This window comes from Thermanaerovibrio acidaminovorans DSM 6589, from assembly GCF_000024905.1.
In the GTDB taxonomy this organism is placed as follows: Bacteria; Synergistota; Synergistia; order Synergistales; family Synergistaceae; genus Thermanaerovibrio; species Thermanaerovibrio acidaminovorans.
In genome coordinates, this window is record NC_013522.1 from 1,519,694 (window position 1) to 1,534,931 (window position 15,238).

General features: G+C 62.6%; 14 protein-coding genes. 2 read left to right on the top strand and 12 right to left on the bottom strand.

The genetic code is table 11. The features are described from left to right. Position 1: 1 nt before the first annotated feature. The 12 genes from ptsG to TACI_RS07570 all read right to left on the bottom strand — a co-directional run bounded on the left by ptsG (position 2) and on the right by TACI_RS07570 (position 13,218). Entirely contained in the window at positions 2–1,981 is a 1,980-nt protein-coding gene (gene ptsG, locus TACI_RS07515; protein ID WP_207280506.1) for a glucose-specific PTS transporter subunit IIBC, read from the bottom strand. A gap of 133 nt (positions 1,982–2,114) precedes the next feature. Continuing rightward, the gene (locus TACI_RS07520; protein WP_012870201.1) at positions 2,115–2,972 is read right to left on the bottom strand and encodes a PRD domain-containing protein; all 858 of its coding nucleotides are present in this window, start codon (positions 2,970–2,972) and stop codon (positions 2,115–2,117) included. 42 nt (positions 2,973–3,014) lie between these two features. Then, entirely contained in the window at positions 3,015–4,406 is a 1,392-nt protein-coding gene (gene mgtE / locus TACI_RS07525) for a magnesium transporter (protein ID WP_012870202.1), read from the bottom strand. 508 nt (positions 4,407–4,914) lie between these two features. Beyond that, positions 4,915–5,154 (bottom strand): hypothetical protein, encoded by a 240-nt coding sequence (locus TACI_RS07530; RefSeq protein WP_012870203.1) that lies wholly within the window; start codon positions 5,152–5,154, stop codon positions 4,915–4,917. A gap of 23 nt (positions 5,155–5,177) precedes the next feature. Next, complete coding sequence (locus tag TACI_RS07535; protein WP_012870204.1) at positions 5,178–5,609, bottom strand: ribonucleoside-triphosphate reductase; 432 nt, start codon at positions 5,607–5,609, stop codon at positions 5,178–5,180. Between the two features lie 26 nt (positions 5,610–5,635). Next, a complete protein-coding gene (locus tag TACI_RS07540; RefSeq protein WP_012870205.1) occupies positions 5,636–6,046 on the bottom strand; it encodes a hypothetical protein in 411 nt (136 codons plus the stop codon). Positions 6,047–6,224: 178 nt separating this feature from the next. Continuing rightward, positions 6,225–6,599 (bottom strand): fluoride efflux transporter CrcB, encoded by a 375-nt coding sequence (gene crcB / locus TACI_RS07545; RefSeq protein ID WP_012870206.1) that lies wholly within the window; start codon positions 6,597–6,599, stop codon positions 6,225–6,227. 111 nt (positions 6,600–6,710) lie between these two features. Next, positions 6,711–8,576: a TRAP transporter permease gene (locus TACI_RS07550; protein WP_012870207.1), complete on the bottom strand. Its 1,866-nt coding sequence runs from the start codon at positions 8,574–8,576 to the stop codon at positions 6,711–6,713. 90 nt (positions 8,577–8,666) lie between these two features. Further along, entirely contained in the window at positions 8,667–9,659 is a 993-nt protein-coding gene (locus TACI_RS07555; protein WP_164925213.1) for a TAXI family TRAP transporter solute-binding subunit, read from the bottom strand. 199 nt (positions 9,660–9,858) lie between these two features. Further along, a complete protein-coding gene (locus tag TACI_RS07560; protein WP_012870209.1) occupies positions 9,859–11,310 on the bottom strand; it encodes a TrkH family potassium uptake protein in 1,452 nt (483 codons plus the stop codon). Between the two features lie 2 nt (positions 11,311–11,312). Then, a complete protein-coding gene (trkA, locus tag TACI_RS07565) occupies positions 11,313–12,725 on the bottom strand; it encodes a Trk system potassium transporter TrkA (RefSeq protein ID WP_341271035.1) in 1,413 nt (470 codons plus the stop codon). Positions 12,726–12,789: 64 nt separating this feature from the next. Further along, a complete protein-coding gene (locus TACI_RS07570; RefSeq protein WP_012870211.1) occupies positions 12,790–13,218 on the bottom strand; it encodes a pyrimidine dimer DNA glycosylase/endonuclease V in 429 nt (142 codons plus the stop codon). Between the two features lie 121 nt (positions 13,219–13,339). On the opposite strand from TACI_RS07570, the gene TACI_RS07575 reads away from it, so the two are divergent. Continuing rightward, the gene (locus TACI_RS07575; protein ID WP_012870212.1) at positions 13,340–14,419 is read left to right on the top strand and encodes an ABC transporter substrate-binding protein; all 1,080 of its coding nucleotides are present in this window, start codon (positions 13,340–13,342) and stop codon (positions 14,417–14,419) included. Beyond that, positions 14,406–15,203 carry an alkaline phosphatase family protein gene (locus TACI_RS07580; protein ID WP_012870213.1) on the top strand — a complete coding sequence of 266 codons (798 nt, stop codon included), beginning with the start codon at positions 14,406–14,408 and terminating at the stop codon, positions 15,201–15,203. The genes TACI_RS07575 and TACI_RS07580 overlap by 14 nt, the downstream gene beginning before the upstream one ends. Positions 15,204–15,238 lie beyond the last annotated feature (35 nt).

The following is a 15,238-nucleotide window of genomic DNA, read 5'->3' on the forward strand; positions in this document are numbered from 1 at the left end:
CCTACAGGGTGACCTCCACCGCGTCCTCACCGGCATTCACCTTCTCCTTGGCGATCCTGACCGAACCGCCCTCCTTCAGGTTGGTGAAGATCACCGGGGTGATCACCGACGGGGCCTTCTGACCTATCACGTTCAGGTCCGCCTCCAGGATGAGCTGCCCCTTCTTTACCCGATCCCCCTGGGACACGTGGGCCACGAAGCCCTCGCCGTTCAGCTTCACCGTGTCTATTCCAACGTGGACCAGCACCTCCACCCCCTGATCGGACACTATCCCTAAGGCGTGCTTGGTGGGGAAGATCAAGGTCACCTTGCCGTCCACCGGGGAGAGCACCTTGCCGTCCTGGGGCACCACCGCGAAACCGTCCCCCACCATCCTCTCGCTGAAGGTCTTGTCCGGCACCTGGGAAAGGTCCACCAGCTTGCCCGCCATGGGGGAGGCCACGGACACGGTCTGCCGCTTGGGGGATCCCACCAGGTGCAGGATCTCCTCCTTGATCGCCTCCGAGGCGGTGCCGAAGATGGCCTGGAAGTTCCGGTCCACCTGCATGACCCCCGTGGCGCCCAGGGCCTTAAGCGCCTCCTTGTCCACCATCTTGGGGTCCCTGACGGATATCCTAAGCCTGGTTATGCAGGCGTCCAGCTTGTCCAGGTTGCCCGCCCCGCCCAGGGCCTCCAGCACCTTGCCCGCCAGCTCAGTGTTGGACCTGGAGGAGGAAACACCGTTGGACTCCTGCACGTCCTCCCTGCCGGGGGTCTTCAGGTCGAAGAAACGGATGAAGAAGGTAAATATGGCGTAGTAGGCCACCGCGAAGCAGAGCCCCACCAGCACCGCCACGTACCACCTCTCCTTGCCGGGCAGGATGCCGAAGAGGGCGAAATCGATGGCTCCGCCGGAGAAGGTGTAGCCCAGGTGGATCTTAAGGATGTAGAGGATGAGGAACGAGAGCCCGTCCAGGGCGGCGTGGATGAAGTAGAGGAGCGGAGAGGCAAAGAGGAAGGAGAACTCGATGGGCTCCGTTATGCCGGTGAGGAACGAGGTGAGCGCCGCGGAGGCCAGAAGCCCACCCACCAGCTTCCGGTTCTCCGGCTTGGCGTTCTGGTATATGGCCAGCGCCGCTGCGGGGAGCCCGAACATCATTATGGGGAACTCGCCCCCCAGGAAGAACCCGGCGGTGAGGGGCACCCCGTCCTTCAGCTGGGCAAAGAAGATGTTGATGTCCCCCCGGATCACCTGCCCCGCCAGGTTGGTGTACTCACCGAACTCGAACCAGAAGGGGGCGTAGAAGATGTGGTGAAGGCCGAAGGGGATCAGTAGCCTCTTGATCATACCGAACATGAAAACCGCAAGGGGCATGGCGGACCCCATGATGGCGCCAGAGAAGCCGTTGAGCCCCCTCTGGGCGAAGGGCCAGAGGAAGAACATGACGATCCCCAGGAGGAACCCGGCGAAGGCGCTGGCTATGGGGACGAACCGCTTGCCGGCGAAGAAGCCCAGGAACTGGGGCAACTCTATCTTGTAGAACCGGTCGTAGCACCAGGCCCCCACCAGGCCGCAAAGGATGCCCCCGAAGACCCCGGTCTGCAGGGTGGGGATCCCCATGACCAGCGCGTAGGCGGGGTTGTTCCCCTTGAGTACCATGTCGACCGTGAAGTCCCCTATGGCGCTCATGGTGGAGTTCATCACCAGGAAGCAAACGATGGAGGCCAACGCCGCCACCCCGGAGAGGCCCGTCAGCCCCACCGCAACACCCACCGCGAAGAGGAGCGGCAGGTTGGAGAACACCACCCCACCCGCGGAGGCCATCACGTTGGCCAGCTTGCTCCACCCGGGCCCCGCCAGGAACGGGGCCATCTCCAACACCGTAGGGCTCTTGAGGCTGAAACCGATGGCCAACAGGAAACCCGCCGCGGGCAGTATGGCCACCGGCAACATAAGTGCCTGCCCTATCCGCTGAAGCTTACTGAACGAATCCTTCAACACGCTTCATCCCCCCTGGATGAATAGGATAAGAAAAAAGGGCATGAGCGAAACGGCGCCCTTGGCGCCGCCCCGCTCATGCCCGCAAGACCGGTAACACGCGAAGCAAATGCCTTGTATGTTAGTTTATCTTCGGTTACTTATCTCGCTGTTTGGAATTATACAGCCTATGGATGTGGATGGTCAAGTATACCACCTCCGCGGGAGGTATGGGCCTGTCCAGGGCGTTCCTCATGTACAGGCACAGCTTAAGGGCTATGCCGTAGGGGACCGGGTTCTCCCTCTTCATGGTCTCCTCCAGAGTGGAGATGGGATCACCCTCCAGATCCCCCTCGATCCCCCCCTCCACCCGGTCGATGGAGAAGCTGAGATGCCTTATGAACCGCATGTAGTGGGGACTCAGCCGGTCCAGCCTGAACCCCAGGGACTCCTCGGTGATGGCCACCAGCTCGGATATGACCCGGTTCTTCCAGGCCACCCGCCCAAGGTCCTCTCCCCCCATGGCGCTGTGAACGTGCAGCGCGACGAAGGCCGCCTCGTCATCGGGCATGTCCAGGTGGACCTCCTCGGAAAGCCACCTAAGCATGGCCTGGGAGGCGGCGTGCTCCTTGGGGTACATGGCCGCCACCTCCCGGGCGAAGGGGTTCCGCACCGCTATCCCCTCCCGGAGACGCTTCACCGCGAAGAACAGGTGGTCCGTTAGGCTCGCATGGATCCGCTCCCCCAGAGGCACCCCCAGGTGATCCTCCATTATGGCTATCCCCTGGGCCACCAGGGCGGCGAAGGAGCCGTCGATCTCCGCCAGCACCTTGGCGTAGCGGAGCCGCTCCTTGGGATCCTTGAGTACGAACACCTTCTCCGCCCACGACTCCTCCACCGGATCCCCAACCTTGCGGCCGAAACCTATCCCCCGGCCCACCAGGACAGTCTCCCATCCGGAGGCGTGAGAGGCTATAACCACGTTGTTGTTGAGGACCTTGCTCACCCTAAGCATGACGAGCCCCCTTCATGAAGGGTAGATGATCTCAGCCCCTTATCATATACCCAATATTAACTTGGCGGTATTGAAGTATATGATGAGTCCCGTTATGTCCACCACGGTGGTGAGCGCCGGGCTGGCAACCACCGCCGGGTCCTGGCCGAACCTGTGGGCCAGCATGGGCAACACCGCCCCCACCAGAGTGGCGGAGACCACCTGGATGGACAGGGCCAGGGCTATGGCGATGGCTATGGCCCCAAGGGAGAAACCATCAGGGATGCTGGCATCCTGGGATAGGAACATCACCTTGCCCCAGGAGATGAGCCCCAGCACCACCGCCAGCATCAGGGACACCTTGAACTCCTTGAACAGCACTTTGAAGATGTCCTCGTAGGAGATCTCCCCCAGGGCCAGGGCCCGGACAACCACCGTGGCCGCCTGACTGCCCGTGTTGCCCCCCGTGTCCGCCACCATGGGCATGTAGAGGGCCAGGATCATGAGGCTCATCAGGGTGGACTCGAAAGAGTGGATTATCATGCCGGACACGAAGCCCAGGGCCGCCAGGGCCACTATCCAGGTGGCCCGGTTCTTGAAGTGGACCCAGGCGGGGGTCTTAAGGTACGGCGTGTCCCCGTGGGCTCCGCCTATGGCCATCAGCTTCTCGATGTCCTCGGTCTGCTCCTGGGTTATTATGTCGATGGCGTCATCGTGGGTTATTATCCCCACCATCACGTCCTCCTCATTCAACACCGGCAGGGCTATTAGGTCGTACTTCTGGATCTTCCGGGCCGCCTCCTCCTGGTCGTCGCTCACTCGGACGAAGATGGGATCCCTCTTCATGAAAGACGATACCTTGGCGTCCCGGGGGGCCAGGATCAGCTCCCTCAGGGAAACGAAGCCCAAGAGCCGGTGCTGGTCATCCACCACGTAGGTGTAGTAGATGGTCTCGCTGTCCGGGGCTATCTCCCTCAGGTGCTCTATGGCCTCCGCGGCGGTCATGTCAGGGGATATGGTGGCGTAGTCGGAGGTCATGACCGCCCCTGCGGTGCCCTCCTCGTAGGAGCAGAGCCTCCGTATGTCCTCCCTCTCCGCCTGGGCCAGGGCGGGAAGCAAGGCCTCCCGATAGTCCTCCGGCAACGCCTTGAAGAGGTCCGCCCGGTCGTCGGGGGACATCTCCAGCAGGAGAGCCACCTTCTCGTCCCTGGATAGCTCCTGGAAGACCTTCAGCTGAAGGTCCTCGTCCAGGTGGCTCAGTATCTCCGCCTGGCGGGACGGGTCCAGGCTCTTGAGTATGCCTATGGCCTCCGGCTGGGGAAGGTCCGCCAGATACTCCGCCACCGCGGCGGGGTGGGCCTCCCTTATGACCGAGAGGAACTGGGCGGGGTTCTCGAAGAGAAAAGCGGCTATGTCGTCGTACTTGTCGAGGGTCTTGGCCTCCGCTACCCTCATTGGATACACCTCCCTTTCCCCCAAGGCTCACGCCCCGGGGCGGGAGGCGCACAGCAAGCTAGACGCCGCTACCTCCTGATTCGCAACCGGGACGGACCTCGGGATATGAATTACCAGATGAACTTGAAGAATGACCTGTGGAGCCGCATTTTAACGGCACGTTACTACTGGGGTCATCCATACCCTCGGCTACCTCCCTTCCGCGATTTAAAATAGATGGGTACGCCTCCGTGGGAAGCGTTTAGTTATAGCATGAAGACGGAACGGCTGTCCACAGCGCGGAACCCGAAAAAGGAGGAGGGGTGATCCCCCTCCTCCCGGTGGCAAACCCGCAGAGCACCCAGCGCCCAGGCACCTGCCCCCGCCTCATGGCACCAGGTCGTAGGTGAGCGAGCCTGTCGCCCCCGGATGCCCTCCTACCACGAACCGGTACTGACCCGGCGGCAACTGAAACAGCGGGTTACCCTGGGCGTCGGTCATGTACCTTCCCAGGTTAACCGAGTAGATGTTACTGGGCCCCCAGCTTCTCACTGTGGTAGCCGGTGGCGGGGTTGTCATGGACAAACCGAACCACCGTGGCGGTCTGTCCCTGGGGAACCGTGAACTCCCCGGGCACCAGCACCGCCTGGATCGAGCCGCTGCCGCTGGTCACCGACGCATAGACCGTGTGCCGGCTGGCCCCCGACGCCGCCGATGGGATCAGCGCCAGGACCAGCATCATCAAAATGATCCACCTGTGGTTTCTCATCCCAGGACCTCCTCCCCGTGAACCTAGAGCTTCCCCCAAAGCCGGTACTCGAAGGAGAAGCCCGCCTCCTCCGCCGCCCTCCTGACCGCCTCCCTCACCCGCTTGAAATCGAAGGAGTACTGATACTTCTCCCCGAAGAGCCTGGACTGCTCCTCCATGACACCCTCCAGGCCGTCGGCGGATGAGGAGGTCTTCCAGCCCTTGAAGCCCGTCCCGACGCTCTCATCCACCCCGCCGGCCCCCAGTCCGGACTTCCGCTCCTCCAGCTTCTCCGTGAAGGTCACCAAGCCCTTGGCGCCGTCCACCTTGAAGCGGGCGTAGTAGGTCAGCTTCTGCTTGGAGAGGAAGGCCTTCCTCTCGGCTATAACCGCCTCCAGACAGAAAACGTCCCCCTTGGGCTCGAACCGGCCCGGCAGGCCCTCTATGAACCCGTTGACTCTCTCTAAAATGTCCATTGCATCCTCCCCCATCTGGACATCTCTCACCGGTGGGCCTGGGCCTTGATGTTGCTCAGGTTGAGCAGATGTACATCCGCACCTCCGTGGGGGATCACCCAGGCTATGCCGGAACTGGAGCTGCTCACGTTGAGCACCAGGAAATTGATCCCCGGACCATCCACCTGGAAAGATATGTTGTTCCCAGGCACCACGTATTCCGGGGCGCTCAGCATCTTCACCCGACAGGCCATCCCATTGGGATACGATGGATGGGGCAGAACAAGGTTACCGTAGTAGCTGGGCGGGTTCGTGCCCGTGCCGGTAAGCGTCAGAACGCCCTTGCCCTGAGGGTACTCCAGGATCCACGGCCCCGCCAGATCCACCACCTGGGCGGACGCCACCCCCCAAAGGGATACCATAAGCAACGCCGCCAAAACACCCCTAACAGATCTCATGAGGCACCACCCCTCTCCTGCGGGCCCCCACTGCGCTCCGCTACAGTGCGATAATATCACGTTAGCGTCGTCTAGCAAAGGTCCGCCGGCGCAAGGGGACATGCAAGGGGGGTCCGAAGAATCGGACCCCCCTTGCGGTTTAGGATCTCATGGGCTCCAAGCCGCCGTGCCCCTGCCTCTAGCCGGTGAAGCCACCCACCAGGGCCCCCATCCAGAGGGACAGGATCCCCGCCCCGTTCTGGATCAGCACGTTCAGGACCGCGTAGAAGGGGTTGGACTGGCGAAGCATGTTCACCGTCTCAAGGGCGAAGCTGGAGAAGGTGGTGAACCCCCCAAGGAAGCCAACCATGAGGGCCAGGCGTATGTGGTGATCCACCTCCCGATAGGAGAGCAGGGTCCACACGAAGCCCGCCAGAAAGCAACCCACTATGTTGACCACCACGGTGCCCACCGGGAAACCTACTCCATTCACCCGCTGCTGGACCCCGGTGGACATGAGGTACCGGGCCAACGCCCCGGCGCCTCCCCCCAGGGCAACGTAAAGAGCCTCCATTGGAGCACCCCCGCTTGAGTTGCATGTCAAAAATCGAGGCGATCCCTTCGATCGCAATCAGATTTTACCACAATTTCTACGATAGTACATATCATATATGGGACCGGGCTATCAAGCGCTCCCAGAACCTCGGATCCCCCGGGAGATCGCCGCGTAGAGGGCCCCGGTTCCAAGGATCCCCCCGATGGTCACCATATGGTTTGGTACCAGGCAGGCTAGACCCAGGACCAGGAAGAGCCCTCTCTCCAGGGGGATCAGGGTCCTTTGGCAGTAGCCCATAATCCCGAAGCCGATGGCGAACACGGCGGCCACGCAGGAGAGGATCCCCCAGACGTTCTGGGCCCAGGTGCCCTGAAGAAGGATCCCCTGGTCATAACAGAAGGCGAAGGGGGTGACGAAGGCCAGTGCCCCCAGAATGGAGGCGGTGAAGCCGGTCCTGTTCGGATCCGATCCGGCGATGGAGCTGGCCGCGTAGGCCGCCAAGGCCACCGGGGGGGTTATGTTGGATATGATGGCGTAGTAGAAGACGAACATGTGGGCCGCCATGAGGGGGTAGCCCAGGTTGGATAGGATCGGGACCCCCAGGGCGGATGCCAGGATGTAGGCTCCGGTGGTGGGGAGCCCCATACCGAGCACCAGCGACACCAGCATGACCAGCACCAGGGCCAAAAGGGGTACCCCGCTGGCGAAGGAGAGGACAAAGCTGACCAGCTTCTGGCCTATGCCGGTGAGCGACACGGAGCTTAAGGCCACCCCGGCGGAGGCGCAGGCCACGCAGACCAGGGTTATGTTCTTTATCCCGTCGTGAATCGCATCCAGGGTCCTTCTCAGCCCCATACGGGTTTCCCGCTTGGGGAGGGACACCAGCCAGGAGAGCAGGGCTCCCATCATGGCGGAGTACATGGGAGACCGTCCGGACATAAGTAGGTAGACCAGCACCGCTATGGGTATGAAGAGGTAGATGCCCCTTAGCACCCGTTTCCTATCGGGCAGCTCCTCCGGAGGAAGTCCCTTCATTCCCCTCTTCTGGGCCTCCAGGCGGACCATTAGGAACACCGCCCCGTAGTATATGAGGGCGGGCACTATGGCGGCCACCATCACCTCCGCGAATGGCACCCCCAGGAACGAGGCCATCAGGAAGGCCCCGGCCCCCATGACCGGCGGCATTATCTGTCCCCCGGTGGAGGCCACCGCCTCCACCGCCCCGGCGAAGTGGGGCTCGTACCCTATACGCTTCATCATCGGGATGGTGAAGGTGCCGGTGCCGTAGACGTTGGCCACCGCAGATCCGGATATGGAGCCGAAGAGGCAGGAGCTCATGACCGCTATGTTGGCGGGGCCACCGGGGGCAGTTCCGGTGAAAGCCTGGGCCACCTCCATGAAGTAGGGGCCGGTGCCGCACTTCTCCAGGAAGCCGCCGAATATCAGAAAGGCGGCCACCACCGTGGCGGAAACCCCAAGGGGCATGGAGAAGATCCCCTCGTCGGTGAGGTACAGTTGCTCCACCACCTCGCTCAGCGGGAACGACAGCCCCCTCATGATGCCTGGCATCTTGTCCCCCAGCAGCATGTAGGCGGCGAAGACGCAGGATATCACCATGAGGGGCAGCCCCACCACCCGCCGGGTGGCCTCCATGAGAAGCACAAAGAGAAGGATCCCAAGGACCAGCTGGACCTGGGTCACCGGGTCCACCTGGATTATCCTTGAGGTTATCTCCTCGTAGTTGAACGCCACGTAGAGCCCCGGCAGGGTTGATAGCCCCGCCAGTATCCAGTCGTAGAGGGGCACCCGATCCATGGGGGACCTCCTGCCCATGGGATAGAAGACGAAGGCCAAGGGCATAACCATGGCCAGGTGCAGGTTCCTCTGCAGGTAGGCCTCGAAGGCACCGAAGACGGAGGTGTAAACGTGAAACAGCCCCAACCCTAGGACGTACAGGTACATGAACTTGCCGATCAAGCCGTCAAGACGTCTCATGTTGCAAACATCACCCCCACAAAGGCGTAGATACTCGAAGGCGGCGGGGCATGAGCTCCGCCGCCGGTCCGAAACTCGGTGATACGGGGCCTACTTGGCCTCCTTCCAGAAGCGCACCGCCCCCGGATGGGCCGGAACCCCCTTGGGGATCGCCTCCTTGGGGTTAAGCTCCTTCATGTCCTGGACCGCCTTGGCCAGGTTGTCCTTGTTCTTCCAGAGGGCCTTGCACAGCTCGTAAACCAGGTTCTCCGGCAAGTCCTTCCTTATGACCACACAGGTATAGTCCCCCACGGTCTTCACCGGCTTGGTGACGCTCTTGTATATGCCGGGGTTTATGGTGAAGGTCTCGGTGCCGTAGGCGTCGGACAGGGCCTTCAGGGCATCGTCGTCCACCGGGAGGATCACCACGTTGGTGTTGCTCTCGATGTTCATCACTATGGAGGCCACCTTGCCCACCGAGAAGGCGAACATGTCTATGTGGTTGTCCGCCAGAAGGTCCGCTCCCCCGTCGTAGGAGGCGAACTCCACGGAGCCACCCATCTTCTTTATGTCCTTATAGGTTACCCCATAGCCCTTCATGAACAGGGACTTGACCACGAACTCCGATGCGGTGCCGGGCTTCAACGTGGCCATCCTCACCGGCACCTTCTTGCGGAATACGTCACCCAGCTTGGTTATGCCGTGCTTCTGAGCGAAGTCCTTCCGCATGATGAAGTAGGTGTACTGGGTGTACAGGTTGGCCATGACAACCGCGTTCTTGACAGGACGGCCCAGGAAGTCCTGCTCCCCCTTGATGGCCGCACCCAGCAGGGAGGTCACCGAGAAGCCCAGGTCCCCCTTCTTGGTGTCCGCATTTATTATGTTGGCCACCCCGCCTCCGGAGCTACTGGTGGTCTGAAGCACCTCCCGGCTCCACATGTCCGCAAAGGCGTTACCCAGGGCGAACCAGTTACCCCCGGGAGGTCCCGCCATGAACTTCAGCTGCGAGGGCCACCCCGCCTTGGGAGCCGGGGCCGCGAAGACAGCCGAAACGGCCCCAACCACCAGGGCCAGGGCAAACAACGAAACAACCAATCGCCTCATGCTCAACACCACCTCCTATGATTTCGAACACCCGGTTCGAACCGCGAATAAAGTATATCACTTCACAATCCGTAACCGGGCTTTTAGACTAACATATCAACGCCCTTCTGCCGCTATGTGCCGTCATATAGATATACAAAACCATATTTGCCGGGTTATCCAAGGCAAAATTCTCGAAACAGGATAAAAGCAACTAAACCTATCTCCTCCAGGTCTCGGGGAAGAAGAGCAGCATCACCGTGTAGAGCTCCAGCCTGCCCATGAGCATGAGAAGCGACAGGACCCACTTCCCAAGCTGGGGGATCTCCGCGTAGTTCCTCATGGGTCCCACGCCCCCGAGACCGGGACCTATGTTCCCCAGGGTGGCGGCCACGCTGGACATGGCGGTGATAATGTCCAGGTCCATGGCGGCCATCGCCAGGGTGCCCAGCATGAACAGCCCCATGTACAGCACGAAGAAGGAGGTTACGGAGGCTATCACGTCCTTCCCGACCACCTTGCCCCCCACCCTAACGTGGACCACCGCGTTGGGGTGAAGTATCGAGTAGAGTCCCGCCCTCACGTGCCTGGCAAGCACCAGGATCCTAAGGTTCTTCATCCCACCGCCGGTGGATCCCGCGCACCCCCCCACGAACATGAGCAGAAGCAGCAGGAACCTGATCGACGAGGGCCACAGGTCGAAATCGGCGGTCACGTAGCCAGTGGTGGTCATTATGCTCACCACCTGGAAGGTGCCGAACCTGAGGGCATCCAGGGGAGAGCCGTAGACCCCCCTCAGCAACAACACTCCGGACACCACCAGGGCGGACACCAGGGTTATGCCCCCGTAGAGCTTGAACTCCTCGTCCCGGAGCATCACGGACCACCTACCGGTAAGGATCCGGTAGTGGAGGGCGAAGTTCACCCCCGCAAGGAACATGAAGACCGTTATGACCCAGTCGAAGTAGGCGGAGTCGTACTGGCCTATGCTCTTGTTTAGGGGGGAGAAGCCCCCGGTGGCCATGGTGCCGAAGGTATGTGTCAGGGCCTCGAAGAGCCCCATGCCCCCCGCCATCAGGAACAGGAGCTGAAGCCCGGAGAGCAGCACGTAGACCCCCCATAGGTAAAGGGCGGTCTGCTGGATCCGGGGTGTCATCTTCTCCTTTATGGGGCCCGGCACCTCCGCCTTGTAGAGCTGCATGCCCCCCACGCCCAGGAAAGGTAGTATCGCCAGACTGAGGACGATTATCCCCATCCCCCCCAGCCAGTGGGTCAGGTTCCGCCAGAAGAGGATGCCCCGGGGGTTGGCCTCTATGTCGGAGATGACCGAGGCTCCGGTGGTGGTGAACCCCGATATGGCCTCGAAGAAGGCGTCCGCGAAGGTGGGCACCGTGCCGGACAGCAGGAACGGGAGCGCCCCTATCCCGGAGGCCAGGATCCAGGACAGGGACACCACCGCGAACCCGTCCTTTATCCCCAGCTCCCGGTACTGGCACCCCCTGCCCCACAGGTACAGCACCCCCGACACCCCAAGGCCTATCCCGATGGAGGCCACGAAGGGCCACCGGTCCCTGGAACCGTCGTAGAGGGCCCACAGGAGGGGCCACAGCATCGAAAGGGATACGATGCCCCCCATCAGGGAGAGGACCCGGGCCACCAAACGAGGCCGCACCGCTAGTTCACCCCCAGGTAACGGATCGCATCGTCCATCATGTCCGCGGTGGCGAAGACTATGACCCGGTCCCCTGGCATTAGAATCGAGCTTCCCACCGGCACGAAAACGTGTCCCCGCCTCTCGGCCAGGGCCACGATGATCCCCTTCGGAAGCCCCAGGTCAATTATGGGGCGCCCCACCGCCGGGCTGTCCTCCGGCAGGACCGCCTCGAACATCTCCGCGTCGATCTTGTCGATGATGGACAGCACCCCGGAGCCGCCGGGGTAGCGGGCGTGCCGCAGGATCAGGGAGGCCAGGGCGCTGTTGGGGTTCACGATGGAGTCCACCGACATGTAGCTGTCCAGCTTGGCGTATAGCTTTCGCCTCGCCACCGCCACGGTCTTCCGGGCCCCCAGGGCCTTGCCTATCACCGCGAAGAGCAGGTTCGCCTCGTCGCTCTCGGTGGCACACACGAGCCCATCCGCCTCCTCGATACCCTCCTGTCTGAGAAGGCCGTCGTCCGCCCCGTCCCCCTTCAGGACCAATGTCCGCTTAAGCTCCCCGGCGATCCGCTCGCACTTCTCCTCGTCGTGGTCGATGAGCCTCACGTCCAGGCTGGGATACCTCTCCTCCAGCTGCCTGGCCACCTGGAAGCCGATCTTCCCCCCACCTACGATTATCACCTTCCGCAGGGGGCGGCTCCGGTGCCCCTGGTAGACCTCCTCAAGCCGCCAGGCATCCTCCCGGGAGGTGACTATGTAGCACAGGTCCCCCGACTCGATGGTAATGTCCCCGTGGGGGACGTAGCCCCTCCCCTCCCGCTCGATGTATACGATGATGGCCACGTAGTTGGGGTACAGGGTCTTGAGGTCCCTGAGGGCCACCCCGACCAGCTTGGAATCTCTGGCCACCCGGAAGGCGTACACGCCCCACCTTCCGTCCATGAGCTCCCCGGTGTGCACCGTGGATCTCACCGACAGGAGCTCCAGGATCTCCCGGGCCACCGACCTCTCCGGGGAGTACATCACGTCTATGCCCAGGTCCTTGGCCCAGGTGGGGCTGTCGGTGAACTCCAGCCCCCTCGCCCGGGAGATGACCCGCTTGACCCCCGCCCTCTTGGCGATCCAGCAGGCCAGGATGTTAACCTCGTCGTGGTTAGTGCACGCCACCAGGAGATCCACCTGGCAGCCCGGGCAGACCCCCGCCTCCTCCAGCACCTGGGGACGGGCCCCGTTCCCCCGGACGGTTATGACATCCAGCTCCGAGTCCACCTTGTCGGCCCGTTCCTCATCCTCCTCCACCACCGTCACGTCGTGCCCCTCGGACGAGAGCGTCTGGGCCACCATGTAGCCCACCTCTCCGCCTCCCACCACCACTATCTTCAATTCCGATACCTCCAAGCGGTCCAGGATCGAACGCGGGACCGGGAGCACCGATGGCTCCCCACAAGCGGAACTAATTTACCATACCTACCCGCCGGGGCCATAGGGGCGGGGGCTAGGTCACCTCCCAGTCCTCCACCGGGCCCGGCACCACCTCCATCATGGGGTGGGGCTCCACCCGGGACACCGACCGGAGAGAGTTCCACCGGGCGGGATCCCGGACCTTCAGCTTCCCCATCAGGTGCTCCCACTCGTACATGAGCTGCCCCTCCGTTACGGGGATGGGGGAGCTGTCAAAGGACTCCCCCAGCTTGGACGGGTCGAACCGGTAGCCCCGGGACCGGGCCTCCTCCAGTACGAAAGCGAGGTAGGCGCTAACGGCCCCAACCGGGTGGGACATGCGCTTGAACCGGATGAGCTGCGGATGGTTCCGGTAGCCCACGGTTCCCCCCGAGAGGACCTTCCGGGCCAGGAGGGCCTCCCGCCACAGGGCCACTAGGCCCTTCGCATCCAGGTACTTGGGATGAATGGACCATAGCCTCAAGATAGCACCCCCCAAAGGCGAACCACTCCAGCCTTAACTAAAATGTAACCGAATCCATCCATGATCTGAAAGGGTTTCCGCCTATTATGCCACCGGAAACCCAATTTAGGAGGGATTTGATTTGGTCAAGGGTGCTTTGCTTCGCAGGATAGCCGGGGTAGCCGCCGCGGTGGCCCTCTTTGCCACCGCTGGGGCGGGATGCGGGATGGCCAAGGAGATGCCCAAGGAGCTGGTGGCCGCCGCCAAGCGGGAGGGGAAGCTTTTCACCGTGGGGATGCCCGACGACTGGGCCAACTGGAAGGACACCTGGCGGGATCTCAAGGCCATCTACGGGATAGAGCATCAGGACACGGACATGAGCTCCGCTCAGGAGATAGCCAAGTTCGCCGCGGAGGGCAAGAACGCCACGGCGGACATGGGGGACGTGGGGATAGCCTTCGGCCCCCTGGCGGTCAAGAAGGGGGTCACCCAGCCCTACAAGACCTCCTACTGGGACGAGATCCCGTCCTGGGCGAAGGACCGGGATGGTCACTGGATCGTTGGCTACACGGGGACCATCGCCTTCCTGGTGAACAAGGACCTGGTCAAGACCCCTCCCCGCTCCTGGAGGGACCTGCTCAAGGGGGATTACAAGGTGACCATAGGAGACGTGGGGGTGGCCGCCCAGGCCAACAGTGCGGTTCTGGCCTGCGCCTACGCCCTGGGGGGGCACGAAGGGAACCTGAAGCCTGCGGTGGACTTCTTCGCCCAGTTGGCCAAGGCGGGACGGCTGTCTACCAACGACCCCTCCATATCCATGATCCAGAAGGGTGAGGTGGCGGTTGGTATTCTATGGGACTTCAACGCCCTGAACTACGCGGACAAGGTGGGTAGGGACCGGTTCGAGATCCTTATCCCCTCGGACGGGAGCCTCATCTCCGGCTACGCCACCATAATAAACCGCTGGGCCAAGAACCCCAACGCGGCCAAGCTGGCCCGGGAGTACATCCTGAGCGACCGGGGGCAGATCAACCTGGCCAGGGGCTACGCCAGGCCTGTAAGGACCTCGGTGAAGCTTCCGGAGGACGTGAAGCGCAAGCTGCTGCCCCAGTCCCAGTACGCCAAGGCCAGGCCCATAAAGGACTTCGCCGCCTGGGAGAGGACCACCCAGGAGCTCCAGCGGGTTTGGCAGGAGAACGTGCTGATACATGTCAACCGATAGGGGGCTGGTACTGGTCCTTATCGACGGGCTCCCCTCCTGGGCCACGGTCCACATGGGCTCCTTGGGGGGGATGGTTGGGGCCCTTGGGGGGTACAGGGGTGACCTAAGGTCATCCCTTCCAACCCTGTCCAAGCCCCTCTATCACTCCATCTTCACCGGGAGGGAGCCGCTGGCTAGCGCCATGGCGTCCAACAGCTCCCCCCCTCCCCCGAGGGACCCGGGCAACCTCTTCGCCGCCGCCAGGGCCCTGGGCTACGGGACATGCTGTGCCGCCCACATCTGGGTCGGGGAGCTCTTTGGCGGCACCGGGGGGGAGCTCAAGAGGTTTGTAATCGACCCCGAGGGGGACATCCAGAGGGGGATCTATTACTGGGACGACGCCTACCCGGACAGCCACGTGGTGGAGGACGGAAAGCACCTGATCGGGACCGCGGACGGAAGGTGTCTGGCCCTGGTTCACACCATGGGGGTGGACTTCGCCGCCCACCGATACGGCGGCGAGTCCAGGGAGTTCGCACAGGCGGTGATGGGGGCGGATCAGACGGTGGCCGAGGCCGCCCTTCGGTGGCTCGGAGAGGGGTTCTGGGTCATGGTCACCGCCGATCACGGGGTGAACCGCCACGGCCTTCACGGTGGCGAGTCGGACCAGGAGACGCTGGTCCCCCTGTGGATACTGCCCCCCCGGGGTGGACGGATCCCCCAGGGGGCGGAGGAACTCCGGCGGCAGCTGGATCTGAAGGCGTTCGTGCTGGACGTGCTAGCAGAGGGGGTTAGGGGCAGTTGATGGGCATCCGCATCCGAAGGTCGCATCGATGGGAA

What these genes read in the sequence shown, in the direction of transcription:
- TACI_RS07520 (WP_012870201.1), bottom strand. Translation starts at nt 2,972, where the DNA reads ATGCTTAGGGTGAGCAAGGTCCTCAACAACAACGTGGTTATAGCCTCT.
- mgtE (WP_012870202.1), bottom strand. Translation starts at nt 4,406, where the DNA reads ATGAGGGTAGCGGAGGCCAAGACCCTCGACAAGTACGACGACATAGCC.
- TACI_RS07530 (WP_012870203.1), bottom strand. Translation starts at nt 5,154, where the DNA reads ATGAGAAACCACAGGTGGATCATTTTGATGATGCTGGTCCTGGCGCTG.
- TACI_RS07535 (WP_012870204.1), bottom strand. Translation starts at nt 5,609, where the DNA reads ATGGACATTTTAGAGAGAGTCAACGGGTTCATAGAGGGCCTGCCGGGC.
- TACI_RS07540 (WP_012870205.1), bottom strand. Translation starts at nt 6,046, where the DNA reads ATGAGATCTGTTAGGGGTGTTTTGGCGGCGTTGCTTATGGTATCCCTT.
- crcB (WP_012870206.1), bottom strand. Translation starts at nt 6,599, where the DNA reads ATGGAGGCTCTTTACGTTGCCCTGGGGGGAGGCGCCGGGGCGTTGGCC.
- TACI_RS07550 (WP_012870207.1), bottom strand. Translation starts at nt 8,576, where the DNA reads ATGAGACGTCTTGACGGCTTGATCGGCAAGTTCATGTACCTGTACGTC.
- TACI_RS07555 (WP_164925213.1), bottom strand. Translation starts at nt 9,659, where the DNA reads ATGAGGCGATTGGTTGTTTCGTTGTTTGCCCTGGCCCTGGTGGTTGGG.
- TACI_RS07580 (WP_012870213.1), top strand. Translation starts at nt 14,406, where the DNA reads ATGTCAACCGATAGGGGGCTGGTACTGGTCCTTATCGACGGGCTCCCC.